This window comes from Allobosea sp. P5_A5, from assembly GCF_056400625.1.
In genome coordinates this window covers 1-24,291 of the sequence record NZ_JBFUKY010000013.1, presented here as the reverse complement: position 1 = coordinate 24,291, position 24,291 = coordinate 1, and the positions used below count along the sequence as shown (strand labels likewise).

The 24,291-nt window shown below is 64.8% G+C and carries 21 protein-coding genes and 2 pseudogenes; 15 read left to right on the top strand and 8 right to left on the bottom strand.

The features are described 5' to 3' along the window. Positions 1 to 34 precede the first annotated feature (34 nt). Complete coding sequence (locus AC1DR6_RS20185) at positions 35 to 922, bottom strand: ATP-binding protein (protein ID WP_476831060.1); 888 nt, start codon at positions 920 to 922, stop codon at positions 35 to 37. Between the two features lie 280 nt (positions 923 to 1,202). On the opposite strand from AC1DR6_RS20185, the gene yajC reads away from it, so the two are divergent. The 5 genes from yajC (at position 1,203) to AC1DR6_RS20160 (ending at position 5,585) form a co-directional block, all read left to right on the top strand. Then, the gene (yajC, locus tag AC1DR6_RS20180) at positions 1,203 to 1,529 is read left to right on the top strand and encodes a preprotein translocase subunit YajC (protein ID WP_476831059.1); all 327 of its coding nucleotides are present in this window, start codon (positions 1,203 to 1,205) and stop codon (positions 1,527 to 1,529) included. A 66-nt stretch (positions 1,530 to 1,595) separates the two neighbouring features. Further along, a complete protein-coding gene (gene secD, locus AC1DR6_RS20175) occupies positions 1,596 to 3,206 on the top strand; it encodes a protein translocase subunit SecD (RefSeq protein WP_476831058.1) in 1,611 nt (536 codons plus the stop codon). A 27-nt stretch (positions 3,207 to 3,233) separates the two neighbouring features. After that, positions 3,234 to 4,187 carry a protein translocase subunit SecF gene (gene secF, locus AC1DR6_RS20170; protein WP_476831057.1) on the top strand — a complete coding sequence of 318 codons (954 nt, stop codon included), beginning with the start codon at positions 3,234 to 3,236 and terminating at the stop codon, positions 4,185 to 4,187. Between the two features lie 12 nt (positions 4,188 to 4,199). Then, positions 4,200 to 4,577 carry an Mth938-like domain-containing protein gene (locus AC1DR6_RS20165; protein WP_476831056.1) on the top strand — a complete coding sequence of 126 codons (378 nt, stop codon included), beginning with the start codon at positions 4,200 to 4,202 and terminating at the stop codon, positions 4,575 to 4,577. A gap of 99 nt (positions 4,578 to 4,676) precedes the next feature. Beyond that, a complete protein-coding gene (locus AC1DR6_RS20160) occupies positions 4,677 to 5,585 on the top strand; it encodes a phytoene/squalene synthase family protein (protein ID WP_476831055.1) in 909 nt (302 codons plus the stop codon). Positions 5,586 to 5,700: 115 nt separating this feature from the next. On the opposite strand, the gene trmFO is transcribed toward AC1DR6_RS20160, so the two are convergent. The 3 genes and pseudogenes from trmFO to AC1DR6_RS20145 form a co-directional block, all read right to left on the bottom strand. Next, on the bottom strand, positions 5,701 to 7,122 hold the full coding sequence (trmFO, locus tag AC1DR6_RS20155) for a methylenetetrahydrofolate--tRNA-(uracil(54)-C(5))-methyltransferase (FADH(2)-oxidizing) TrmFO (protein ID WP_476831054.1): 1,422 nt from the start codon (positions 7,120 to 7,122) through the stop codon (positions 5,701 to 5,703). A gap of 174 nt (positions 7,123 to 7,296) precedes the next feature. After that, positions 7,297 to 7,452 (bottom strand): DUF1127 domain-containing protein, encoded by a 156-nt coding sequence (locus AC1DR6_RS20150; protein ID WP_476831053.1) that lies wholly within the window; start codon positions 7,450 to 7,452, stop codon positions 7,297 to 7,299. Positions 7,453 to 8,101: 649 nt separating this feature from the next. Then, a pseudogene (locus AC1DR6_RS20145) lies at positions 8,102 to 9,364 on the bottom strand (MFS transporter); the annotation flags it as partial. A gap of 363 nt (positions 9,365 to 9,727) precedes the next feature. On the opposite strand from AC1DR6_RS20145, the gene cyoA reads away from it, so the two are divergent. The 5 genes from cyoA to AC1DR6_RS20120 are packed head-to-tail and all read left to right on the top strand — an operon-like array spanning position 9,728 to position 14,666. Further along, on the top strand, positions 9,728 to 10,810 hold the full coding sequence (gene cyoA / locus AC1DR6_RS20140; RefSeq protein ID WP_476831052.1) for a ubiquinol oxidase subunit II: 1,083 nt from the start codon (positions 9,728 to 9,730) through the stop codon (positions 10,808 to 10,810). Positions 10,811 to 10,863: 53 nt separating this feature from the next. After that, the gene (gene cyoB, locus AC1DR6_RS20135; RefSeq protein ID WP_476831051.1) at positions 10,864 to 12,870 is read left to right on the top strand and encodes a cytochrome o ubiquinol oxidase subunit I; all 2,007 of its coding nucleotides are present in this window, start codon (positions 10,864 to 10,866) and stop codon (positions 12,868 to 12,870) included. Positions 12,871 to 12,880: 10 nt separating this feature from the next. Next, positions 12,881 to 13,516: a cytochrome o ubiquinol oxidase subunit III gene (gene cyoC, locus AC1DR6_RS20130; RefSeq protein ID WP_476831050.1), complete on the top strand. Its 636-nt coding sequence runs from the start codon at positions 12,881 to 12,883 to the stop codon at positions 13,514 to 13,516. Continuing rightward, positions 13,513 to 13,929: a cytochrome o ubiquinol oxidase subunit IV gene (gene cyoD / locus AC1DR6_RS20125; protein ID WP_476831049.1), complete on the top strand. Its 417-nt coding sequence runs from the start codon at positions 13,513 to 13,515 to the stop codon at positions 13,927 to 13,929. Before cyoC ends, cyoD begins: the two co-directional genes overlap by 4 nt. A gap of 5 nt (positions 13,930 to 13,934) precedes the next feature. Then, positions 13,935 to 14,666, top strand: a complete 732-nt coding sequence (locus tag AC1DR6_RS20120) for an SURF1 family protein (protein WP_476831048.1) — start codon at positions 13,935 to 13,937, stop codon at positions 14,664 to 14,666. Between the two features lie 24 nt (positions 14,667 to 14,690). On the opposite strand, the gene AC1DR6_RS20115 is transcribed toward AC1DR6_RS20120, so the two are convergent. From AC1DR6_RS20115 to AC1DR6_RS20105, 3 genes are read right to left on the bottom strand one after another with little or no spacing between them, the layout of a single operon-like run. Next, positions 14,691 to 15,455: an ABC transporter ATP-binding protein gene (locus tag AC1DR6_RS20115; protein ID WP_476831047.1), complete on the bottom strand. Its 765-nt coding sequence runs from the start codon at positions 15,453 to 15,455 to the stop codon at positions 14,691 to 14,693. Then, the gene (locus AC1DR6_RS20110) at positions 15,449 to 16,513 is read right to left on the bottom strand and encodes a FecCD family ABC transporter permease (protein WP_476831046.1); all 1,065 of its coding nucleotides are present in this window, start codon (positions 16,511 to 16,513) and stop codon (positions 15,449 to 15,451) included. The genes AC1DR6_RS20115 and AC1DR6_RS20110 overlap by 7 nt, the downstream gene beginning before the upstream one ends. Before the next feature lie 7 nt (positions 16,514 to 16,520). Continuing rightward, the gene (locus AC1DR6_RS20105) at positions 16,521 to 17,654 is read right to left on the bottom strand and encodes an ABC transporter substrate-binding protein (RefSeq protein ID WP_476831045.1); all 1,134 of its coding nucleotides are present in this window, start codon (positions 17,652 to 17,654) and stop codon (positions 16,521 to 16,523) included. A gap of 263 nt (positions 17,655 to 17,917) precedes the next feature. Here AC1DR6_RS20105 and AC1DR6_RS20100 point away from each other — a divergent pair, with 263 nt between their 5' ends. From AC1DR6_RS20100 to eutC, 5 genes are all read left to right on the top strand, one after another. Continuing rightward, positions 17,918 to 18,700 carry a class I SAM-dependent methyltransferase gene (locus AC1DR6_RS20100; protein ID WP_476831044.1) on the top strand — a complete coding sequence of 261 codons (783 nt, stop codon included), beginning with the start codon at positions 17,918 to 17,920 and terminating at the stop codon, positions 18,698 to 18,700. Between the two features lie 151 nt (positions 18,701 to 18,851). Beyond that, entirely contained in the window at positions 18,852 to 20,012 is a 1,161-nt protein-coding gene (locus AC1DR6_RS20095; RefSeq protein WP_476831043.1) for a M20 aminoacylase family protein, read from the top strand. Positions 20,013 to 20,022: 10 nt separating this feature from the next. Beyond that, a complete protein-coding gene (locus tag AC1DR6_RS20090) occupies positions 20,023 to 21,504 on the top strand; it encodes an amidase (RefSeq protein WP_476831042.1) in 1,482 nt (493 codons plus the stop codon). 182 nt (positions 21,505 to 21,686) lie between these two features. After that, on the top strand, positions 21,687 to 23,075 hold the full coding sequence (locus AC1DR6_RS20085) for an ethanolamine ammonia-lyase subunit EutB (RefSeq protein WP_476831041.1): 1,389 nt from the start codon (positions 21,687 to 21,689) through the stop codon (positions 23,073 to 23,075). After that, a complete protein-coding gene (gene eutC / locus AC1DR6_RS20080; RefSeq protein ID WP_476831040.1) occupies positions 23,072 to 23,869 on the top strand; it encodes an ethanolamine ammonia-lyase subunit EutC in 798 nt (265 codons plus the stop codon). Before AC1DR6_RS20085 ends, eutC begins: the two co-directional genes overlap by 4 nt. Before the next feature lie 171 nt (positions 23,870 to 24,040). Here the strand turns inward: eutC and AC1DR6_RS20075 are convergent. Continuing rightward, positions 24,041 to 24,291 (bottom strand): annotated as a pseudogene (locus AC1DR6_RS20075) (ferredoxin--NADP reductase); the annotation flags it as partial.

Genomic DNA, 24,291 nt, shown 5'->3' with positions numbered 1-24,291 from the left:
TGGGTTGCTTCGCTTCGCCGCAACGGCGGGAGTCTTACCCCTCAAGCCGCTTGCCCAGGCGGCCCGCCAGGTCCTGAATGTACTGCCAGGCTGTGCGACCCGAGCGGGAGCCGCGGGTCGTCGCCCATTCCAGCGCGTCGCGGCGCAGCTGCTCACGGTCGACAGCCAGCCCGAAATGGGCGGCGTAGCCGTCGATCATCGCCAGATAATCGTCCTGGCTGCATTTGTGGAAGCCGAGCCAGAGGCCGAAGCGGTCGGAGAGCGAGACCTTCTCCTCGATCGCCTCGCCGGGATTGATCGAGGTGGCGCGCTCGTTGTCCATCATGTCGCGCGGCAGCAGATGGCGCCGATTCGAGGTGGCGTAGAACACGACGTTTTCCGGGCGCCCCTCGACGCCGCCGTCGAGCGCCGCCTTCAGCGACTTGTAGGAGGTGTCGTCGCCGTCGAAGGACAGATCGTCGCAGAAGACGATGGCGCGGTGCGGATCGCTGCGAAGCTGCCCCATCAGCGCCGGCAGGCTCTCGATGTCCTCGCGATGGATTTCGATCAGCTTGAGAGGCCGTTCACCAGCGGCGAGATGCTGGTTGGTGTCGGCGTGGACGGCCTTGACCAACGAGGATTTACCCATGCCGCGCGCGCCCCAGAGCAGGACGTTGTTGGCTGGCAAGCCTCTCGCGAAGCGCTCCGTGTTTTCGGCGAGCGTGTCGCGCACGCGGTCGACGCCGCGCAGCAGCGACAGCTCAACGCGGTTGACCTTCGGCACCGGGACGAGTTCGGCCGCAGCGGCATGCCAGACGAAGGCGTCTGCGGCATCGAGGTCGAGCGGCTTGCGCGACGGTGGTGCCAGACGCTCCAGCGCGGAAGCGATGCGGAGCAGGGCGGCGAGCGTCGGGTCGGTCTCGATCGCGAGGGTCTGAGTCATGACAGCCGTCCGGGTTCATGCAAAGCCGTACCGTAACGTCCGGTACGGCTACAACGCAGATAATCTGCGTGGGGTGCGGGTTGCAAGAGGATTGCGCGGATGGGGACGAGGCCATAGGTGAGAGGCCGTGCCCGTTCCGGGCATGTCCGATTGATTTCACGGCGTTGCTGGCTATAGTCCGCGCGATTTTGCGGCCGAAGCCGGCTTGTGCTCCGCGCTTCACCGATTTGACGACATCGTGGCCGGTGGTTTCTACCGCCGCACCCTTAAGGAGCCTTTTGTGATCACTCCCGCTTTTGCTCAGGTTCCCGGTTTCGGTGGCGGCACCGACATGCTGGTCCAGCTGGTGCCGTTCCTGCTGATCTTCGTCATCATGTGGTTCCTGATCATCCGTCCGCAGCAGCGTCGGGCCAAGTCGCATCAGGAGCTGATCAAGAACGTGCGTCGCGGCGACACGATCGTGACCTCCGGCGGTCTGATCGCGAAGGTTTCGAAGGTCATCGACGATGCCGAGATCGAGGCCGAGATCGCCGACAATGTGCGCGTGCGCATCGTTCGCGGGATGATCCAGGACGTCCGCTCCAAGACCGAGCCGGTCAAGAGCTGAGCCGACCGCCAGAGACGACTGCCGGCTCCCTGACGAGCCGGCCTCCCAACAAGGCTAAATCCGCAGATGCTTCGTCTTCAGGCCCGCAAGGTCATCCTCGTCCTGCTCGTGCTGATCTTCGGCTGCGGCCTTGCCTTGCCGAATCTGTTCTCGCCGGAAACGCGCAAGTCGATCGAGGAGAACGCTCCGTCCTGGATCCCGCGCTTCCTGCTGCCGGTTCATGCGGTGGTGCTGGGTCTCGACCTGCAGGGCGGCTCGCACGTCCTGCTTGAGATCGACCGCGCCGACCTCGTCCGCGGCCAAGTGACCCAGCTGCGCGACGACACACGTCGCATCCTGCGCGAAGAGCGCGTCAGCATTCCCGGCGGCATCCAGATCACGACGCGGGGCGTGCAGGTTCGCATTCCAGATGCGACCGAGCGGGCCCGCGTGCTGCCGAAGCTGCGCGAGCTGACACAGCCGGTCGGGACGCTCGGTGCCTTCGGCCCCTCGGGCAACCAGACGATCGCGATCACCGAGCAGCCCGATGGCCTCGTGCAGCTTGCAGTGACGGAAGCCGGTTCGAACGAGCGCATCCGCCGCGCCGTCGAGCAGGCGATGGAGGTTCTGCGCCGCCGCGTCGACGCGCTCGGCACCACCGAGCCGAATATCCAGCGCCAGGGCCTCGACCGCATTCTCGTCCAGGTGCCGGGCCTGCAGGATTCGCAGCGCCTGAAGGAAATCCTGGGCGATACCGCCAAGCTTGAGTTCCGCCTCGTCGGCGACGCGAACAGCACCGATGTCGACATGCTGCCCTCGCAGGATGCCGGCGGCCAGCCCGTGCCGGTGCTGCGCCAGCCTGTGGTGGACGGCGCCGACCTCGTCGATGCGCAGCCCTCCTTCGATTCGCGCAGCGGCCAGCCGATCGTGAATTTCCGCTTCAATATTCGCGGCGCCCAGCGCTTCGGCCAGATCACGACAGAAAACCTCGGCCGCCCGCTCGCCATCGTGCTCGACAACAAGGTGATCTCGTCGCCGGTCATCCAGTCGCCGATCACCGGCGGCTCGGGCCAGATCTCGGGCAATTTCACCGTTCAGCAGGTCAACAACCTGTCGATCCTCCTGCGCGCCGGCGCACTGCCGGCCAAGATGACCATCGTCGAGGAGCGTACCGTCGGTCCGGGCCTCGGCGCCGACTCGATCCATGCGGGCAAGCTCGCCACCCTGATCGCGACCGTGCTGGTGGTGATCTATATGCTGGCGACCTATGGCGTGTTCGGGATGATCGCCAGCATCGCGCTGCTGGTTCATGTCTGTCTGATCTTCGGGCTGATGTCGCTGCTGGGCGCCACGATGACGCTGCCCGGCATCGCCGGTATCGTGCTGACGATCGGCACGGCGGTGGACTCCAACGTGCTGATCTACGAGCGCATGCGCGAGGAAGAGCACGCCGGCCGCAGCCTCGTCTCGGCGCTTGAGGCGGGCTTCCAGCGCGCCTTCGCGACCATCATCGACTCGAACGTCACCATGCTGATCGCGGCGGTGGCGCTGTTCTCGCTTGGCTCCGGCCCGGTGCGCGGCTTCGCGGTTGTCTTCATCCTCGGCATCCTGACCACCGTCATCACGGCGGTGACGCTGACGCGGATGCTGATCGCGCTCTGGTATCGCTGGGCCAAGCCCAAGCACCTGCCGTTCTGACGCTGGCGCTCGAGAGGAAAACACATCATGCGCCTGCTTCGTATCGTTCCCGACAATACCCGCTTCAAATTCGTCTGGTTCCGCCGCTTCAGCTATCCGCTCTCGGCTGCCTATTCGATCCTCGTCCTTGTGCTTTTCCTGACCGTCGGCCTGAATTTCGGCATCGATTTCAAGGGCGGCACGCTGATCGAGATGCAGGCCAAGACCGGTGCGGTCGACATCGCCAAGGTGCGCCAGACCGCCAACGGTCTCGGCTTCGGCGAGAGCGAGGTCCAGGAATTCGGTGGAGGCAACGAGCTTTCGATGCGCTTCGCGCTGCAGCCGGGCGGTGAAACTGCGCAGCAGACGGTCGTGCAGAAGGCGCGCGATGCGTTTTCGGCGGATTACGACTTCCGCCGCGTCGAGACGGTGGGACCGCGCGTCTCGGGTGAGCTGGTTCAGGCGGGCGCGCTCGGCGTCGTGCTCGCGATCATGGGCGTGCTGATCTATCTCTGGTTCCGGTTCGAGATGCCGCTGGCGATCGGCGCGATCCTCGGCACGCTGCACGATATCGTTCTGACCATCGGCTTCTTCCTGATCACACGGCTCGAGTTCAACCTGACCTCGATTGCGGCGATTTTGACCATCGTCGGCTATTCGCTCAACGAGACCGTCGTGGTGTTCGACCGGACGCGCGAATTGCTGCGGCGCTACAAGACAATGCCGATCCCGGAATTGCTCGACCTCTCCGTGAACTCGACGCTGTCGCGGACTGCGATGACGGCGACCACGACCTTCTTGTCGCTGCTGGCGCTCGTGATCTTCGGCGGGACGGCGATCGAGGGCTTCGCGCTCGTCATGCTGTTCGGCGTCGTCGTCTGTACCTATTCGGCGATGTTCGTCTCGACGCCCGTGCTGCTCTATATGGATGTTCGCAGCCAGGGGCACCGCGAGGAGGCTCGCGAACGCTCGCTTTCCAGCGCCAAGCCCAAGACCAGTTGAGGCGCCGCCGGCATGGCGCGCTTCGAAGGGTTCGTACCCGGCCGCTGGCCTCTCGACGGGATCGGCGGGGGCGGCTTTCGCTTCGCGGAAATGAGCCATTGCGGCTCGATCCTCGTCACGCCTGGCGGCATCCGGATCTGGCCGGTGATGCAGTTCTCCGAGATCACGCTGGAGAGCCTCCAGCCGGTTCTGGATGAGGCCGGTACGATCGATTTCCTGATCATCGGCACGGGGGCGGACATCGCCTTCATCCCGCCGCGGTTGCGGGAGCCGCTCAAGGAGGCCGGCATCACGGTCGAGGGCATGGCGACGGGTGCGGCGGCACGGACCTACAATGTTCTTGTGGCCGAGGATCGCCGTGTCGCGGCGGCGCTCATCGCCGTCGCTTGAGGCCGATGGCCTTGCCGCGACGTTTTGCCTGCCATCCATCCCGGCTGTAGCGGCCGGGGAGGCGTTGTCCTAGACTGGGACCATGAAAGCGAGGCCGATATGACGGGCCCTGGCGAGACCACACCCCGGATCCAGGCGGACCAGCGCCAGCAGACGGCGCCTGCGCGGTTGCCCGATGCCTACGCGCACTGCGCGGCGCTTGTGCGCGAGCACGACCACGACCGGTACATCGCCTGTCTCTATGCGCCCGAGGCGCGACGCCACGGTCTGTTCGCGCTCTACGCCTTCAGCCTCGAAATCGCGCGGGTGAGAGCCCTCGTCAGCGAGCCGTTACCGGGCGAGGTGCGACTGCAATGGTGGCGCGACCTGCTGGAAGGGCAGCCGGCGGGCGAAGCGCAGGGCCACCCTGTCGCGGCGGCGCTGCTCGACACGGTGAAGCGCTATCGCCTTCCGATCGCGCCGCTCACGAGCCTGATCGATGCCCGCACGTTCGATCTATACGATGATCCGATGCCCTCGCTGCGCGATCTCGAAGGCTATGCCGGTGAGACGGCCGGAGCCTTGATCCGGCTCGCCTGCATCGTGCTGGCCGGCGGACGCGACCCCGGCGGCGCGACCGCCTGCGGGCATGCCGGCGTCGCCTATGCGCTGGCCGGGCTGATGCGGGCCTTTCCCTGGCATGCGGCGGAAGGCCAGGTTTATCTCCCCGCCGACATCCTCTCGCGCAACGGGGTAACGCGCGACGACATCGTGCGCGGGCGGGGAGGGCCGGGTGTCCTCTATACGCTGAAGGAGCTGCGCGAGATCGCGCGCAGCCATCTCAAGCGGCTGGTGAGCCTCACCGATACCGTCCCGCCGGCTGTGCGGCCGGCCTTTCTGCCGGTGGCCTTGGTCGAGCCCTATCTCCGGCAGATGGAGCGGGCGGGATACGATCCGTACCGGACGATCATCGCCTTGCCGGCCTGGCGGCGGCAGTGGGTAATCTGGCGGGCGGCAAGGCGGGGGTAGCGCCGGCCGAGGCCGTCATTGCGAGCGAAGCGAAGCAATCCAGGGAGACCGGGCGGGACGCTCCACCCAGTCCTCCTGGATTGCTTCGCTTCGCTCGCGATGACGGAAAAGCCGCTTACTCCGCCGCCTCCGCCTTTACGCCTCCGGCCCACGCCTCCATCACCAACTTCGCCCGCGCGGTCAGGGCCTGCTTGCGCGCGGCGCTCTTCGCCGGGCCTTTCAAGCGTTTCCCGTCCGGTCCTGTCTTGGCGACGCCCTCGATCGGCGGGAACAGGCCGAAATTGATGTTCATCGGCTGGAAGGAGCGGGGGCCCTCGTCGATCGTCTCGATATGGCCGCCGGTGATATGATTGACCAGCGCGCCGAGCGCCGTCGTCTCGGGGGGCAGAGGCTGCTCCCGGCCAAGCCGTTCTGCTGCCGCCATACGTCCCGCCAGAAGCCCGATGGCAGCGCTTTCGACATAGCCCTCGCAGCCGGTGATCTGGCCGGCGAAGCGCAGCCGTGGATCGGCTTTGAGCCTGAGGCGTTCGTCGAGCAATTTCGGCGAGTTCAGATAGGTGTTGCGGTGAATGCCGCCGAGCCTTGCGAATTCGGCATTCTGCAGACCGGGGATCATCCGGAAGATGGCGGCCTGCTCGCCGTATTTAAGCTTGGTCTGAAAACCGCTCATGTTGAACAGCGTGCCCAGCGCATTGTCCTGCCGCAGCTGCACCACGGCATAGGCCTTTACGGTCGGGTTATGCTTGTTGGTCAGGCCCACCGGCTTCATCGGGCCCCAGCGCAGGGTCTCGCGGCCGCGCTCGGCCATGACCTCGATCGGCAGGCAACCGTCGAAATAGGGCGTGCCCTCCCATTCCTTGAACTCGGTCTTCTCGGCGGCGAGTAGCGCGTCGATGAAGCCCTCGTACTGTTCCTTGTCGAGCGGGCAGTTGATGTAGTCCGCACCGGTGCCGCCCGGCCCCGCCTTGTCGTAGCGCGACTGGAACCAGGCCTGGTCCATATCGACCGACTCGAAATGGACGATCGGCGCGATCGCATCGAAGAAAGCGAGAGCGTCCTCGCCGGTCAGCGATAGCAGGCCCTGCGCCAAGGCCGGCGAGGTCAGCGGCCCGGTGGCGACGATGACATTGTCCCATTCCGACGGCGGCAGTCCGGCGATCTCGCCTCGTTCGACGGTTACCAGCGGATGCGCCTCGAGGGCGGCGGTCACGGCTTGCGAGAACCCGTCGCGGTCGACGGCGAGCGCCCCGCCCGCCGGCACCTGATGCGCGTCGGCCTGCGCCATGATCAGGGAATCCAGGCGACGCATTTCCCAATGCAACTGCCCGACCGCATTGCTCTGCGCATCGTCCGATCGAAACGAGTTGGAGCAGACCAGCTCTGCGAGGTCTTCCGTCTTGTGAGCGTCCGTGCCGCGATCGGGCCGCATCTCGTGGAGAATGACGGGCACGCCGGCCGAGGCGATCTGCCAGGCGGCCTCCGAACCGGCGAGGCCACCGCCGACGACATGGATAGGCTTGAAAGTCTGGGCTGTCATGGCCGGGGTGTGTCCGCAGCCAGCCGTCAGGTCAAGTGAAAGCCACCCCGGAATGCAAAATGCCCGCCGGGGGGCGGGCATTCGCTCTTCGACCGAAGCTCGAGGGGAGGGGAATCACGAGCCTCAGGAGAAACTATTCGGAGCTGCTACACTGCGCAGCCGTCCGGATATGGTTCAGGCCGCAGCGTGGTTGCGGGCGATGAAGTTGATCTCCGAACGCGACAGGCCGAGATCGTCCAGCTCGCGGTCGGTCAGGCGGGAAAGCTCGCGAACGGTCTCGCGATAGCGCAGGTAAGAGCGGATCTTGGCGGCAATCATGGTGACGAACATGGTGATATTCCTTGCGAATTCCGGACCGGGGCGGCGCCCACAGCGATAATTTCGTTGTGCACTGCATATAACCCGGGCGAACTGCCTGAAACAGAGGCTTCTCCTCAATTCCGTTATGCGTTCTAAGCATGGCAAATTAAGAAATCAGTGAGAAATTTGATCTGGTCACGCGCTGAGCGCTTAGCTCGTTTCAAAAGCGACTAATTTTATGCCTTTTATTTAATCATAGAAGGGATTTCGCGAGGATCATCGACATTGCGTGCCCGTTAATTCATCACGCGAAACCGCTTGATGATGCATGGCCGCAACGTCTTTGTTTTTGCGATGCACAATGGGCCCGGTGTCATTCCGCCGCCGTAATCGCTTTGCTCGACGGATACGATCCGGCGCTGAAGGATCGACGAGGATTCGGCCGGAAGATTCAACGAAAGCATGGCCTGCCAAGCATGAGCCAAGATAAGCCATATCCGCTCAGCGCTCTGACCCGCCATGACCAGAAACGGAATTAGGCAAGTCCGACGCGAAGGCCAAGGTCGATTTTGAACGCGAAGCGTGATGAGGCCTGCGCTGGGACGAGCGCAGCCGCCGAGGCGAGTCGGCGGCTGACATTGCGGTCTGGTCGAGAGACGACGCGGCAGCGCAGCCCTTATCAGCCGTAGCGGGCCTCGATACGGCGGTCGAGCCAGAGCGCCACCAGGGTGCAGATCGTGCCCGACAGCAGGTAAAGGCCGACCCAGGCGAGCCCGAATTCGCTCGACAGCGTCAGCGCGACCAGCGGCGCGAAACCGGCGCCGATCAGCCAGGCGAAGTCATGCGTCAGCGCGGCGCCGGTGTAGCGGTATTGAACGCCGAAGCTGGACGCCACGGCGCCGGCTGTCTGTCCATACGACAGGCCCAGCAGGCCGAACCCGATGATGACGTAAACGGTTTGCCCGGCGAGGCTGTCGCCAAACAGCAGCGGGGCGATGATGCTGCTCACGCTGAACAGGCCGACGAGGGCGGCTGATAGGATGAGCTGCCTGCGGCGCCCGATCTGGTCGGCGATCAGGCCGGAGGTGATGATCGCGCCGGCGCAGATGACGGCGCCCGCCATCTGCACGATCATGAACTCCGAGACCGAGCGGTTCGTGTAGAGATTGATCCAGCTGACCGGGAAGATCGTGACGAGGTGGAAGAGCGCGAAGCTCGCCAATGGCACGAAGGCGCCGAGAACGAGCGCGCTGCCGCGCTTTCGCACCAGTTCCAGCACCGGGCTCGGCACCAGCTCGCGGGTCTGCATCAGCTGCGCGAACTCATGGGTGGTCACCATGCGCAGGCGGGCGAAGAGCGCCACGACGTTGATGGTCAGCGCTACGAAAAACGGATAGCGCCAGCCCCAGCCCAGAAAATCTTCGGTCGAAAGCGTGCCCTCGAAGAAGGCGAAGAGCCCCGCCGCGAGAATGAACCCGATCGGTGCGCCGAGCTGCGGCAGCATGGCATACCAGCCGCGCCGGTCCGGCGGCGCATTGAGCGCGAGCAAAGACGACATGCCGTCCCACGCGCCGCCGAGAGCGATGCCCTGCAGCAGGCGGAAGGCGGCGAGAACGATCGCCGACCAGCTGCCGATGGTCTCGTAGCCCGGCAGGAACGCGACGGCGGCAGTGGAGCCGCCCAGCAGGAACAGCGCCGTCGTCAGCTTCGTCGCGCGGCCATAGCGACGGTCCATCGCCATGAACAGCACCGAGCCGATCGGGCGGGTGAGGAAGGCGAGCGCGAAGATGCCGAAGGAGTAGAGCGTTCCGGTCAGCCGGTCTTCCATCGGAAAGACGAGCTGCGGGAATACCAGCACGCAGCCGAGCCCGAAGACGAAGAAGTCGAAATATTCGGATGTCCGGCCGATGATCACGCCGATCGCGATCTCGCCCGGGGAGACGTGGTCGCGCCCCTGCTCGTCGGTATTATGGGTCGCCAAGGGACTCGCTGCCTGCGCGCTCATCAGGGGGCTTCCTCGTTCGCGCCGAAACCGGCTGGAGCCGGATGAATTCGAATGACATCACACTGCGATGCTATTCGATCTCTGAATCCGTCTCTCGTCAAAATGGTAGAGCAGGATCTATGCGAAAAACCGGTTCCCACTTTTTCGCATCCTGCTCTAGTCTCCGGCTCACCGGCTCTATGGATACGGCGCATATGCCCGGAGCGTCAAACGCTGCCAATGGGACATTCTGTCCACTGTGCAGTGCGGAAGAATGAGATAGAACGACCGGAATTGTTCTGAACGCGGGGGACTGCCCTCTTGAGAACCCGTCGCATACTCGCCGTTTTGCCGCTTTTCGCCCTGTTAGGCGGCTGCCAGGCCGTGCTGCTCGCGCCATCCGGCGATGTTGCGTTGCAGCAAAGAAACATCATGCTGATCTCGACGGCGCTGATGCTGTCGATCATCATCCCGGTCATGGCGCTGACGGTTTACTTCGCCTGGCGTTATCGCGCCGCAGCCGAAGCCGACTATGATCCAGACTGGCATCACTCGCTGCCGCTCGAGGTGGTGATCTGGGCGATCCCGTTGCTGATCGTCATCGTGCTCGGCGCGGTCACCTGGATGGGCACGCATCTTCTCGACCCCTATCGGCCGCTGAACCGCATCAGCGCCAGCCAGCCGATCACCAGTTCGCAACAGGCGGCGCAGGGCCAGGCCCGCAAGCCGCTGGTGATCCAGGTCGTCGCGCTCGATTGGAAGTGGCTCTTCATCTATCCGGAGCAGGGCATCGCTTCGGTCAACGAGGTGGTTGCGCCGGTCAACCAGCCGATCGAGTTCCGGATCACCGCGTCTTCGGTCATGAACTCGCTGTTCATTCCGGCGCTGGCCGGCCAGATTTACGCGATGCCTGGGATGCAGACCAAGCTCAATGCGGTGATCAACCATCCCGGTGATTTCGACGGCTTCTCCGCCAATTACAGCGGCGAAGGCTTTTCGGGCATGCGTTTCCGCTTCAAGGGCCTGGAAGGCAGTGCCTTCGACGAGTGGGTAAAGCAGGCGCGCGGCAAGAGCGACAAGCTCAACCGCGAGGATTATCTCGTGCTGGAGCGCCCGAGCGAGCGTGAACCGGCGCGCCAGTTCGGCACGGTCGCGCCCGACCTGTTCGATGCTGTCCTGAACATGTGCGTCGACCGCACCAAGATGTGCATGCGTGACATGATGGCGTTGGACGCCAAGGGCGGCGGCGGCAAGGAAGGCATTCATACCGTCATGGCGCTCGAATACGACAAATCGACGCGCCGGGGCGGCGAGCCGCTGGCACCGCGCCCCTTCGTGACCGCGATCTGCACCCCGACCGATGTCTACGGCAAAGACGGCGTCACCGCCCGTCTGGCGAACTGACGAACCGGCAACCGAGAGGCGGGCCGGCCTTAGCCTGGCGACCCGAGGACAGCATGAATTCCTATCCCGACTGGTGGCCTCTGGTATTTGGGCGCTTCACTTTCGAGGCGATCCCGTATCATGAGCCGATCCTGATCGCGACGTTCGGTGCCGTGGTGCTCGGCGGACTCGGGTTGGTCGCCCTCATTACAAAGCTGGGCGCCTGGGGCTATCTCTGGCGCGAGTGGTTCAGCAGTGTCGATCACAAGAAGATCGGCATCATGTACATGATACTCGGCATCGTCATGCTGCTGCGGGGTTTCGCCGACGCGCTGATGATGCGGGGCCAGCAGGCGATCGCCTTCGGTGCCAATGAGGGCTATCTGCCGCCGCACCATTACGACCAGGTCTTCACCGCCCATGGCGTGATCATGATCTTCTTCGTGGCGATGCCGCTCGTCACGGGGCTGATGAACTATGTCGTGCCGCTGCAAATCGGCGCGCGGGACGTGGCCTTCCCCTTCCTGAACAATTTCTCGTTCTGGATGACCGTCGGCGGCGTGGTCCTCGTCATGGCATCGCTCTTCGTCGGCGAGTTCGCCAAGGTCGGCTGGCTGGCCTATCCGCCGCTATCGGGCAAGGCCTACTCGCCCGGGGTGGGCATGGATTACTATCTGTGGGCTCTCCAGATCGCCGGTGTCGGCACGACGCTGTCGGGCATCAACTTGATCGCGACGATCGTGAAGATGCGCGCCCCCGGCATGGACCTGATGAAGATGCCGATCTTCACCTGGACGGCGCTGTGCACCAACGTGCTGATCGTGGCGAGCTTCCCGGTGCTCGCCGGCACGGTCGCGCTGCTGACTCTGGACCGCTATGTCGGGACCAACTTCTTCACGAACGATCTCGGCGGAAACCCGATGATGTACGTGAACCTGATCTGGATCTGGGGTCACCCCGAGGTCTACATCCTGATCCTGCCGGCCTTTGGCGTCTATTCGGAAATCGCCTCGACCTTCTGCGGCAAGCGCCTCTTCGGCTACGCCTCGATGGTTTACGCGACGATCGTCATCACGATCCTGTCCTACCTCGTCTGGCTGCACCATTTCTTCACGATGGGGTCGGGCGCGAGCGTGAACTCGTTCTTCGGCATCACCACGATGATCATCTCGATCCCGACGGGAGCGAAGATCTTCAACTGGCTGTTCACGATGTATCGCGGGCGCATCCGGTTCGAACTGCCGATGATGTGGCTGCTCGCCTTCATGATCACCTTCGTGATCGGCGGCATGACAGGCGTGATGCTCGCCGTACCGCCGGCGGACTTCATCCTCCACAACAGCCTGTTCCTGATCGCGCATTTCCATAACGTCATCATCGGCGGCGTGGTGTTCGGCGCCTTTGCAGGCATCAACTACTGGTTCCCGAAGGCCTTCGGCTTCAAGCTCGATGATTTCTGGGGCAAGATGTCGTTCTGGTTCTGGGTCGTCGGCTTCTACGTCGCCTTCATGCCGCTCTATGTGCTCGGCCTGATGGGCGTGACCCGCCGGATGAACCATTTCGACGATTCCTCGCTGCAGATCTGGTTCGTTATCGCGGCCTTCGGTGCGGTGCTGATCGCGCTTGGCATCCTGTGTTTCCTGATCCAGATCGCCGTCAGCATCATGCGCCGCGAGCAGCTCCGCGACGTGACCGGCGACCCCTGGAACGGGCGTACCCTGGAATGGGCGACCTCATCGCCGCCGCCGGCCTACAATTTCGCCTTCACGCCGATGGTGCACGACCATGACAGCTGGGCGGACATGAAGAAGCGCGGCTATGAGCGTCCGCTGACCGGCTTCAGGCCGATCCACATGCCGAAGAACACCGGTACGGGCGTCATCATCTCCGCCTTCGCGACGGTCTTCGGCCTGGCGATGGTCTGGTATGTCTGGTGGCTGGCGGCGCTGAGCTTCCTGGCGATCATCGTCACGGCCATCGCCCACAGCTTCAACTACGACCGGGACTACAACATTCCTGCCGAAGAGGTGGTGCGCGAGGAAGAACTGCGCTCCCACGCGCTGGCCGCTGTGCGGGTCTGAGGGGTTGACGATGAGCAACGCGACGACCCAGCAGGCCGACGGCGGCGTCCCGGTCTTCCACGTCTTCGAGGACAAGGAGGCGCACCACCCCGGCGACTCGACGATGCTCGGGTTCTGGATGTACCTGATGAGCGACTGCCTGATTTTCGCAGTCCTCTTTGCGACCTACGGCGTGCTCGGCCGCAACTATGCGGCCGGCCCCTCCGGCGCCGATCTCTTCGATCTCAAGCTCGTGGCGATCAACACCGCGATGCTGCTGTTTTCCTCCATCACCTATGGCTTCGCCATGCTGGCGATGGAGAAGGGGCGGCAGGTGGCGGTCCAGGGTTGGCTCGTGGTGACGGCGCTGTTCGGCCTCGCCTTCCTCGGCATCGAACTCTACGAATTCGCGCACCTCATCCATGAAGGCGCGACGCCGATGCGCAGCGCCTTCCTGTCCTCGTTCTTCACACTGGTCGGGACGCACGGCCTGCACGTGACCTTCGGCCTGATCTGGCTGACCGTCCTGATGGTGCAGGTCGGCCAGCGCGGGCTGATCCCGGAAAACCGACGCCGGCTGATGTGCCTGTCGATGTTCTGGCATTTTCTCGACGTCATCTGGATCGGCGTCTTCACCTTCGTCTACCTGATGGGCGTGCTGAAATGAGCGGATCCCACAACGACGTCGGCACGACCCAGAGCCATCACGACCTCGACGCCCATGCCGATCATGGTCACGACGCGCATGGCGGCGCCTCTCACGGCACGATGCGCAGCTATGTGACCGGCTTCCTGCTTTCGGTGGTCCTGACCGCCATCCCGTTCTGGCTGGTGATGGGCGACGTGCTCGGCAATGCGACGATGACGGCCGTCGTCATCATGATCTTTGCCGCGGTGCAGATCGTCGTGCACATGATCTACTTCCTGCACATGAATACGCGCTCGGAAGGTGGCTGGTCGATGATGGCGCTGATCTTCACCATCGTCATCGTGGCGATCGCGCTCTCCGGTTCGCTCTGGGTCATGTACCACCTCAACGCCAACATGATGCCGATGGCGCCGGGCGACCATCCGATGTGAGGCGGATGGTGGCCGATCAGGCGGCCACGCGGCCGGGGCTGAAGGGCAGGGGGCGAGGAGCACTGCTCGCCCTGCTCTCGGTTCTGGTGCTCGTTTTCGCCGGGCTCGGCATCTGGCAGGTCGAACGACGGGCCTGGAAGCTGGATCTGATCGCCCGTGTCGATGCGAGGGTCCATGCCGCAGCTGTACCGGCGCCCAAGCCCGCGGAGTGGAACAGCGAGGACGCGGCGGGTCAGGAGTATCTCCGGGTTTCCCTGCAAGGCCGCTACCATGAGGGGGCCGCGACCTTGACGAAGGCCGTCACCGAGCGGGGGCCGGGCTTCTGGATGCTGACGCCGTTCCGCGACGATCGAGGCTTCGTCGTGCTGGTCAACCGGGGCTTCGTGCGGGAAGGGAGCGCGTCGGAGTCGCGTGGCGGCAGGGCCGCCGGCGAGACGCGTCTCACGGGCCTTCTGCGCATCAGCGAACCCGGCGGCGGCTTCCTGCGCAGCAACGATCCGCCCAACGATCGGTGGTATTCCCGGGACGTGGTCGCGATCGCACAGGCGCGGGGCCTGGGGGAGGTGGCGCCCTATTTCGTCGATGCCGATGCTGCGTCCGAGCCCGGCCCGGTTCCGCTGGGCGGGCTTACGGTCGTGGCATTCCGCAACAGCCATCTGGTCTACGCGCTGACCTGGTTTTCGCTCGCGGCGATGAGCCTTTGGGCGGCGGTTTTCGTCTGGCGGGGCAAGGCTTAGTCGGCTAGGCGGGCATGGATATCGTCAGAGCGCGCCTTCGACCACGACATAGGTCGCGTCGTGCTGCCCTTCGATCCGCGCGCTGACCCGGTAGACGTCGGCGAGAAGCGCTGCCGTCACCACATCGCGCGGCGTGCCGATGGCCTTCATCGTCGAATCGGCGAGCACCATGACGCGGTCGGCATAGCGCAGAGCCTGGTTGATATCGTGGATCGAGACCAGGGTCAGGATGCCGCGCTCGCGGGTCAGCCGCGACATCAGCGTCAGCACGTCGAATTGCCGGTGCAGGTCGAGCGCGCTGGTCGGTTCGTCGAGCAAGACGATGTCGGGCTCCCGCGCCAATGTCTGGGCGATGGAGACGAGCTGCCGCTGCCCACCCGATAATTCACCCAGGCCGCGAAAGGCGAGATGCTCGATATCGAGCGCCTGCAGGACGTTGTCGATGCGCGCGAGTTCCTCGTCGCTGACGGACCATGATCCGCCCTGCTTGAAGGCGAGCAGGATCGATTCGTAGACGCTGAGCACCGCGTTCACCGCCGTGTCCTGCGGCAGGTAGCAGATACGCGGCTTCGCCCGGCCGGCGATCCGGCTTTCGCCGGTGACGGCGACCGTGCCGGGGCCGGAAGCGAGGCCTGCGATGCGCCGGAACAGGCTCGACTTGCCCGCGGCGTTGGGGCCGATGACGGCGACGATCTCGCCACCCTTCAGCGGCTCAGGCGTGGTGATGTCGCGAAGGACGGTATTGCGGCCGTAGGCGACACCGACGCTGTCGAGGGAGAGCGTTACCATGAGCGTTTGCGACTGGTCATGATGAGGCTGAAGAAGAAGGGCACGCCGATCAGCGCCGTGACGATGCTGATCGGGAAGATCAGGCCTGGAATCAGCGACTTCGAAACGACGGAGGACGCCGAGAGGATCGCGGCCCCCGCCAATGCCGAAGCCGGCAGGAAGAAGCGCTGGTCCTCGCCGATCACCATGCGGGCGATATGCGGCCCGACCAGACCGATGAAGCCGATCGTACCGACGAAGGAGACCGGCACGGCGGCCAGCAGGCTGACGAGCAGCATGATCTCGAGGCGCAGCCGCCGGACATTGATGCCGAAACTCGCCGCCTTGTCGTCGCCCAGCCGCAGCGTCGTCATGGCCCAGGCGCGGCTGACGAAGAAGGGCAGGGTGGCGAACAGGACCGTGGAGGTGATGGCGAGTTTCTGCCAGCTCGCTTTGGTCAGCGAACCCATCATCCAGAAGACGACGGCGCCGAGAGCCTGTTCGCTGGCGAAGAACTGAAGGAACGAAAGCAGCGCGTTGAAGGTGAAGACGAGCGCGATGCCGAGCAGCACCACCGTCTCGGTGGTAACGCCGCGCCGTTGGCTCAGCAGATGGATCAGCAGCGCCGCGCCCATCGCCATGACGAAGGCGTTCAAAGGCACGATGTAGTCGATCGCGATGGGCAGGATGCCGACGCCGAACACCAGCGCCAGCGCAGCGCCGAAGCTTGCCGCCGCCGAAATGCCGAGCGTGAACGGGCTGGCGAGCGGATTGTTGAGGATGGTCTGCATCTGCGCGCCGGCGATCGCCAGCGAGGCGCCAGCGACAACCGCCATCAGCGCGACCGGCAGGCGGATATCCCAGATGACCACCCGAAGTGCCGGTGCGACGCCGGAGGGATCGAACAGTGCCTCCAGAACCTGGCTTGCGGTGTAGCGGGCCGGGCCGAGCATCATGTCGACGACGAAGCTCGCCACCAGCAGCAAGGCAAGCCCGGCGAGGATCAGCCGGCGCCGCCATGACAGGGCGCGGTAGGCCGTTCGTGCGCCGAGGCCCGGCGCTTGCGAAGCGATGCTCACGGCAGCCTCACTTGCGCTCGAGCGAGACCCAGTAGCCGGGCTCGTAGGGCAGAGGCAGGAAGCGCTCGTGGAGCGCCTTTAGCGTGGCATCGGCGTCAAGGTCCTTGAACAGCTCGGGATGAATCCACTTCGCCATCTCCTGGATCGCGACGAACTGATAGGGGCTGTTGTAGAACTGGTGCCAGATCGCATGGACGCGGCCCTCTTTGACAGCCTTGGTCTGGGCGAAGGCGGGGCGCTGGGCGAGGCCTACAAGCTTACGCCGGGCTTCCGTCAGGCTGCTGCCCGGACCCAGCCCGACCCACGCTCCGCCGGGGACATAGGCGCCCCAGTTGCCGCCGGTGATGATCACGACATCGGGATTCGACGCGACGACCGCCTCGGGATTGACCGTGCCGAAGGTACCGGGGATGAGGTCGCTGGCGAAATTCTTGCCGCCCGCGATATCGACCATCTTGCCGAAATTCTCGTTGCCGAAGGACATGCAGCAATCGTCGGAATAGCCGCCGGCGCGCTCCATCATCACGAGCGGGCGCTTGAGGTCCTTCACCTGCGCTAGCTTGTCGGCGACGCGGGCGATTTCGGCGGCGCGGAAGGCAATGAAGTCTTCGGCGAGCTTTTCCTTGCCGAACAGCTTGCCGAAGAGCCGCATTGACGGCTCGGTGTTCTGGAAGGGCTTCTCGCGGAAGTCGACATATACCACCGGGATGCCGAGAGAGGCCAGCTTATCGACGAGCTGTGCCTCGTCGCTGGCGACCTTGGACTCGATGTTCATCAGCAGAACGTCGGGCTTGAGCGCGATGGCCTGCTCGACGTCGAACGCGCCATCCTTGATGCCCCCGAAAGTCGGAATCCTGGCGATCTGCGGGTAGCGGGCGAGGTAGTTCTTGTAGGTATCGGGATCAGCCTTGGAGAGGTCGTCGCGCCAGCCGACGATGCGCTTGAACGGGTCCTCGCGGTCGAGCGCGGCGACGATGTACATCTGCCGGCCTTCGCCCAGGATCACGCGCTGCACCGGTGCCTCGACCTCGACGGTGCGTCCCAGCACATCGGTGACCTTCACCTTTTCGGCCAACGCGCTTGTGCTGGCGAAGACGGAAAAGCCGAGCGCAAGAGCTGTGACGAAGGCGCGCAGGGACATGATTCCTGACCTTTCAGGGAAAGTCGGCGAAGCGACCCAGTCAAAACAAGAGATCAAAAGCGCAGCATGATGGCCGCTCGTCCCGGCTCTAGGTCGCGGCGTGGGAACCGGCAACAACTATCTTTTAGAAGTATTGTAAGCAGCAAGGTCGTTGTTTTTGAATTCTTCTAAAGCGAGTTCTTGCTTGCCGCATAGCTGGATCTTGCTTATCCGGACGCGACAGTGCTCGTTACGGGCGCTAAGCCAAGCGGACCTGCACGACGATGTCGACGCTACGCCATAACAGCAGTTTGAAAGACGAGATCCGGGACTACTGGTCCTCGCGGTCCGAGACCTTCGACACCATGCCCGGTCACGAGATTTTTTCCGACGACGAGCGGAGGGGCTGGCTTTCGCTGTTGCGGCGCCATCTCGGCGATGCCGCAGGCGGTCGGGCGCTCGATCTGGCCAGCGGCACCGGTGTGATCTCCCTGCTGCTCGCGGAGCTCGGCTACAGCGTGACAGGCCTCGACCTGTCGGATGCCATGCTGGCGCGGGCTCGCGCCAAGACTGTCGGCAAGCCGATCCGCCTCTATGCGGGGGACGCCGAGGACACTCTGGAGCCTTCCGACACCTACGATGCGGTCGCGACCCGCCATCTGGTCTGGACGCTGCCGGACCCGCCGGCGGCGTTGCGCGAGTGGTTCCGGGTGCTGAAGCCCGGCGGGCGCGTCGCGATCATCGATGTCGACATGGTCAACCCTCGGCCCGGCAACGGCGCCCTGCTGCGGGTCGCGGCAAAGCTGGCGAAGCGTTTCGCCAGGCTGCCGCCGCCGGCGGCGCATCTCGCGGTGCACAACGACATCGTCTCGCGGGTGTATTTTTCCAAGGGTTGCCGGCCGGAGGAGATCGTCAGGCTCCTGGGGGAGGCAGGCTTCACCGATGCGCGCATCGACCGCGACCTCGCGGCGATCCATCGGGCGCAAGGGCGGTTCATGCCGCTCCATCAGCGGCTCGATCGAGCGAGTCAGGACCGGTTCATCGTCTCGGCCCGCAAGCCCGGCTGAGGCGAGGCAAACCGCGCCGGATGCCCGCCAGAGGCGCAACGGGGGCGCAAAATTCGAGCTTGGACGGCCGGAAGGCGCGTGGTTACCTCGTGGGAGCGTCGGGCATAGCCCGACCTTTCGCACCAGCCATGTCTCGCCGTCCGGAGCCGCCATGCCCACCCTGTCGCAGATCGAGGCCTTCAAGGACGAACTGACCGCGATCCGCCGCGATCTTCATGCTCATCCCGAAATCGGCTTCGAGGAGGTTCGCACAGCCGGCATCGTTGCCGACAAGCTCGGCGAATGGGGAATAGAGGTTCATCGCGGCATCGGCACGACCGGAGTCGTCGGCGTGCTGCACGGAACAGGCGGGCCTGGAAAGCGGATCGGCCTGCGTGCCGACATGGACGCGCTGCCGATCCATGAGACCACGAACCTGCCCTGGCGCTCGACCGTTGCGGGCAAGATGCATGCCTGCGGCCATGACGGGCATACGACGATGCTGCTGGGCGCGGCCCGCTACCTTTCCGAGAATCGCGACTTCAAGGGTACGGCGATCTTCATCTTCCAGCCGGCGGAGGAGGGACTCGGCGGCGCGCGCCGGATGATCGCGGAGAAGCTGTTCGAGCGCTTCCCGTGCGACGAGATTTACGGGCTGCACAATGCGCCCCAGCTCAAATCCGGCCAGATTTCGGTGTTTCCCGGGCCGGCCATGGCGGGTGCCGACTTCTTCGACATCAAGATCACCGGCAAGGGCAGCCACGGCGCCATGCCCCATATGGGGCGCGACCCGATCGTGGTGGCGATGAGCCTTGCCGCCGCGCTCCAGACGATCGTCAGCCGCAATGCCGATCCGCGCGAGGCCGCAGTGCTCTCGATCACGCAGATCCATGCGGGCTCGGCCTACAACGTTATCCCGGAAGAGGCGGTGCTCGCCGGGACCATCCGGACCTTCAAGGAGGAGACCGGCGAATTGATCCGCAGCCGCATGCGCGAGATCGCGGCCGGCACGGCGGCAACCTTCGGGGTGACGATCGATGTCGACATCCGCAACATCTTCAACGTGCTGGTGAACCATGATGCGCCGGCGCAGGCCGTGGCTGCGGTCGCCGGCGAGATCGTCGGCGCTTCCAACGTGTTGACCGAGCCGAGGGCGATGATGGGTAGCGAGGACTTCGCCGACATGCTGCGCATTGTGCCGGGCGCCTATGCCTGGGTCGGCCATGCCGGCGACGTGCCGGTACACAATCCAGCTTACGTGCTGGACGACGGCATTCTGCCGATCGGCGCGAGCCTGCTGGCGCGCCTCGTCGAGACGCGCGCGGCAGCGTGAGGACGAGCCGATGACCTTGGCGATGAGCTGGGAGGAGTGGACCTCCCATGACGCAGTCGGCCTGGCCGGGCGTGTGCGCAAGGGGGAGGTCACGCCTGCCGAGCTGGCTGCGCAGGCAGCAGCCGGCATCGCCAGGACGAATCCCACGCTGAGCGCTGTCGTCGAAGTGTTCGAGGACGTCGTCGCCGATCCGCTGAAGGACGGGCTCGACCCTTCCGGCCCGCTCGCAGGCGTACCCTTCCTGATGAAGGATCTCGGCCCGACGCTGGCGGGCCGGCTGCAGGAGCAGGGCTCGCTGTTCATGCGCGGCAACCGGCCCGCCGCCGACGCCTTCCTGACCCAACAGATGCGCGGAGCCGGCCTCAACCTGATCGGCCGCACGACGACGCCGGAATTCGGCGTGTGCAGCTCGGCCGAGAACCCGGCGGTCTATGTCACCCGCAACCCCTGGAACACCGACTACACCACCTGCGGCTCCTCGGCCGGCACGGCCGCGATCGTGGCCGCCGGCGTGGTCCCGATGTCCCACGCCACGGATGGCGGCGGCTCCATTCGGATTCCGGCCGGGTTCAACGGCAATATCGGCCTGAAGCCATCGCGTGGTGTTTTCTCGATCGCGCCGAACCTGTCCGACATCGCCGGCTTCGTCTCGACGCAGGGCTGCCAGAGCCGCAGCGTGCGCGACACGGCCGCCTTCGTCGATTCTTGCCGGGGCGGTGCGCCGGGCGAGTTCATGCCGTATTGGAACGCGCCTGAGCCTTATGCGCAGATGATCGAGCGGGATCCCGGCCGGTTGCGTATCGCGCTCTCGCACGAATGGGGCGATTATCGCGCGACGCCCGCCATTGTCTCCCAGCTTGAAAAGGCCGGGCGCTTTCTCGAAAGCCTCGGCCATCATGTCGAATGGGTCCTGCCGGCTGTCGATATGCGCGCTGCCTTTGCCGCACAGACGACCTGTTACATCAGCAATTTCGCGCAGGTCATCGCGGGCTTGCTGGAGGCGCGCGGGCTTTCAAGCCCCCCGGCCGATCTGATCGAACCGATGAACATCCGCATCTGGGAGGCGGGCAAGGACATCGCCTATGCTGAACGCCACAAGATGCAAGGCGTGTTCAACGCGACGGCGCGCGGTTTCGGCGCTTTCTTCCAGCACTGGGACATCATCCTGACGCCGATCACCGCGCTGCCGACGCCGAAGATCGGCACCACGGAATACCTGACGACGAGCGACAATCCTGATGTTCTCGACTGGTTCGCGCATCTCTGGAAATTCTTCGCCTATACGCCCTTGTCCAATCTCTGCGGCATCCCGGCGATCTCGCTGCCGATGGGGCGGCAGGAGAACGGCCTGCCCTTCGGCATCCAGGCGCAAGCGGCCCAGGCACAGGACGGGCTTTTGCTCCAGCTTGCGGCGCAGATCGAACGGGCGCTTGGTAGCCAGTGGAATGAAGGGCGCCGTCCCCGGGTGCATGTGACGGCTGGTCGAGGGTAACTGGCATCGTTCGTGCTACCCTCCTCCCGTCATTGCGAGCGGAGCGAAGCAATCCAGGGGACCGGGCTTCACCGTTCGACCCGGTCCCCCTGGATTGCTTCGTCGCTTCGCTTCTCGCAATGACGGTTCAACCAAACTGCGTTCGGTTCTAGCATCGCCGACACGAAGGCACGGATACCCTAATGGCCTACCGCACCGCCATCGGGCAGCAGAGCTGGCACTTCGCCGATCTCAAGGAGGTGATGGCGAAGGCGACGCCGCCGCGCTCCGGCGATATGCTGGCGGGCGTCGCGGCCGGCTCGGCCCAGGAGCATGTCGCGGCCAAGATCTGTCTTGCCGATGTTCCGCTCAAGGCTTTCCTGAGCGCGACCTTCGTGCCTTACGAAGACGACGAAGTCAGCCGGCTCATCATCGACGGGCATGATGCCCAGGCCTTCGCCCCGATCGCGCATCTGACGGTCGGCGATTTCCGCGATTACCTGCTTTCGGACGCGGTGGATGCGGCCGTGCTGACGCGGGTGGCACGTGGCATCACGCCGGAGATGGCGGCCGCCGTCTCCAAGCTGATGCGCAATCAGGATCTTATTCTCGCCGCGCGCAAGGCGCGGGTGGTGACGCGATTTCGCAATACGATAGGGCTCGCCGGGCGGCTTTCGGTGCGGCTCCAGCCCAACCATCCCACCGACGACCGGGCCGGCATTGCCGCCTCCGTGGTCGACGGGCTGATGTATGGCTGCGGGGATGCGGTAATCGGCGTCAATCCGGCTTCCGACTCCGTCGATGTCATGGCTGATCTGGCGCGTCTCTTCGACGGTATGATCGCCAAGCTCGAGATGCCGACGCAATCCTGCATCCTGACCCATGTCACGACGACGATCGGGCTGATCGAGCAGGGGCTGCCGATCGACCTCGTCTTCCAGTCGATCGCGGGAACGGAAGGCGCCAACCGATCCTTCGGCATCGATCTCGCCGTGTTGAAGGAAGGTTATGAGGCGGGACTTTCGTTGAAGCGCGGCACGGTCGGGAACAACGTAATGTATTTCGAGACCGGGCAGGGCTCGGCGCTCTCGGCCGGCGCCCATCACGGTGTCGACCAGCAGACGCTGGAGGCGCGCGCCTATGGCGTGGCGCGGGAATTCGCGCCGCTGCTGGTCAACACGGTGGTCGGCTTCATCGGCCCTGAATATCTCTACGACGGCAAGCAGATCATCCGGGCCGGGCTGGAGGATCATTTCTGCGGCAAGCTCCTCGGCCTGCCGATGGGCTGTGACATCTGCTATACCAACCACGCCGAGGCCGACCAGGACGATATGGACACGCTGCTGACCCTGTTGGGAACGGCCGGCGTCAGCTTCATCATGGGCGTGCCGGGCGCGGACGACGTGATGCTCAACTACCAGTCTACCTCCTTCCATGATCAGCTCTACATCCGCGAACTGCTGGGCCTGCGGCGGGCGCCGGAGTTTGAGGCCTGGCTCGAACGGGTTGGGATCATCGATCCCGACGGAAAGCTGCGGGCTGGGGCCGCAGCGCTACCGCAACTGACACGCACATTGGGTCTGGCTGCGTGAGCGCGCCGGATCGCCGTTCTGGCACGGTAGAGGCGCTCTGGCTCGAGCTTGCCGACCTGACCCCGGCTCGGATCGGGCTCGGGCGGGTCGGCGCGAGCCAGCCGACGCGGGAGGTTCTCCGTTTCCAGCTCGCCCATGCGGCGGCGCGAGATGCGATCCATGTCCCGCTCGACCTCGCCAGCCTCGAGGCAGAGGTCGCGGCGGTGGGTTGCCGCAGCGTGCCCGTCCGCTCCGACGCGACCGAGCGCTCGGTTTACCTGCGCCGGCCAGATCTGGGGCGGCGGCTGTCACCAGCGAGCGCGGCGTCGCTCGATGCCGCTGGCGGGCGGGGCTGCGACATCGTCGTCGTCATCGGAGATGGGCTGTCGTCACGGGCCGTCGCCGGCCAAGCCGTGCCGCTGCTTGCACATCTCAGGGCTTATGCGGCGCATGGGGGCTTGAGCCTCGCTCCGGTGGTGCTGGCCGAGGGCGCTCGCGTCGCGCTCGGCGACGAGATCGGCGAGCGGCTCGGGGCCAGGCTCTGCATCATGCTGATCGGCGAGCGGCCGGGCCTGTCGGCGCCCGACAGTCTCGGCGCCTACATCACCTTCGCTCCGCGCATCGGCACGAGCGATGCGAACCGCAACTGCGTCTCCAACATCCGGGCGGGCGGGCTCGATACCGTGGCGGCCGCCTATAAGATCTCCTGGCTGATGCGACAGGCTTTTGCGCTGAAGCTCAGCGGCACGCGGTTGAAGGATGAGAGCGATCAAGAGGCCGATCCGGAGATCCTGCGGGTAGGGGGAATGGCCTGAAGGGAGCCCAAAGCCTCTCCGTCGTCCCGGGCTTGACCCGGGACCCATTCCGGAGCGTTGCCGAGCGGGGTTCTGGAATGGATCCCGGATCTCCGCTGCGCTGCGTCCGGGATGACTCGCGATAGAAAATTGCGTTGATGAGGGTAAGGCCGCGGCGCAGTCTTCCTCCCGTCACTTCTCGACAAACGCCTTTTCGATGACGTAGTCGCCGGGCTCGCCGTGATTGCCTTCGGTCAGGCCGCGCTCGACGAAGATCGTCTTGAGGTCGGCCAGCATCTGCGGCGAGCCGCAGAGCATGAAGCGGTCTTGCGCGGGGTCGAAGCCCTGTTGGCCGATATCAGTGAAGAGCTGGCCCGAGGTGATGAGATCGGTGATGCGGCCGCGATTGCGGAAGGGCTCGCGCGTCACCGTCGGGTAATAGG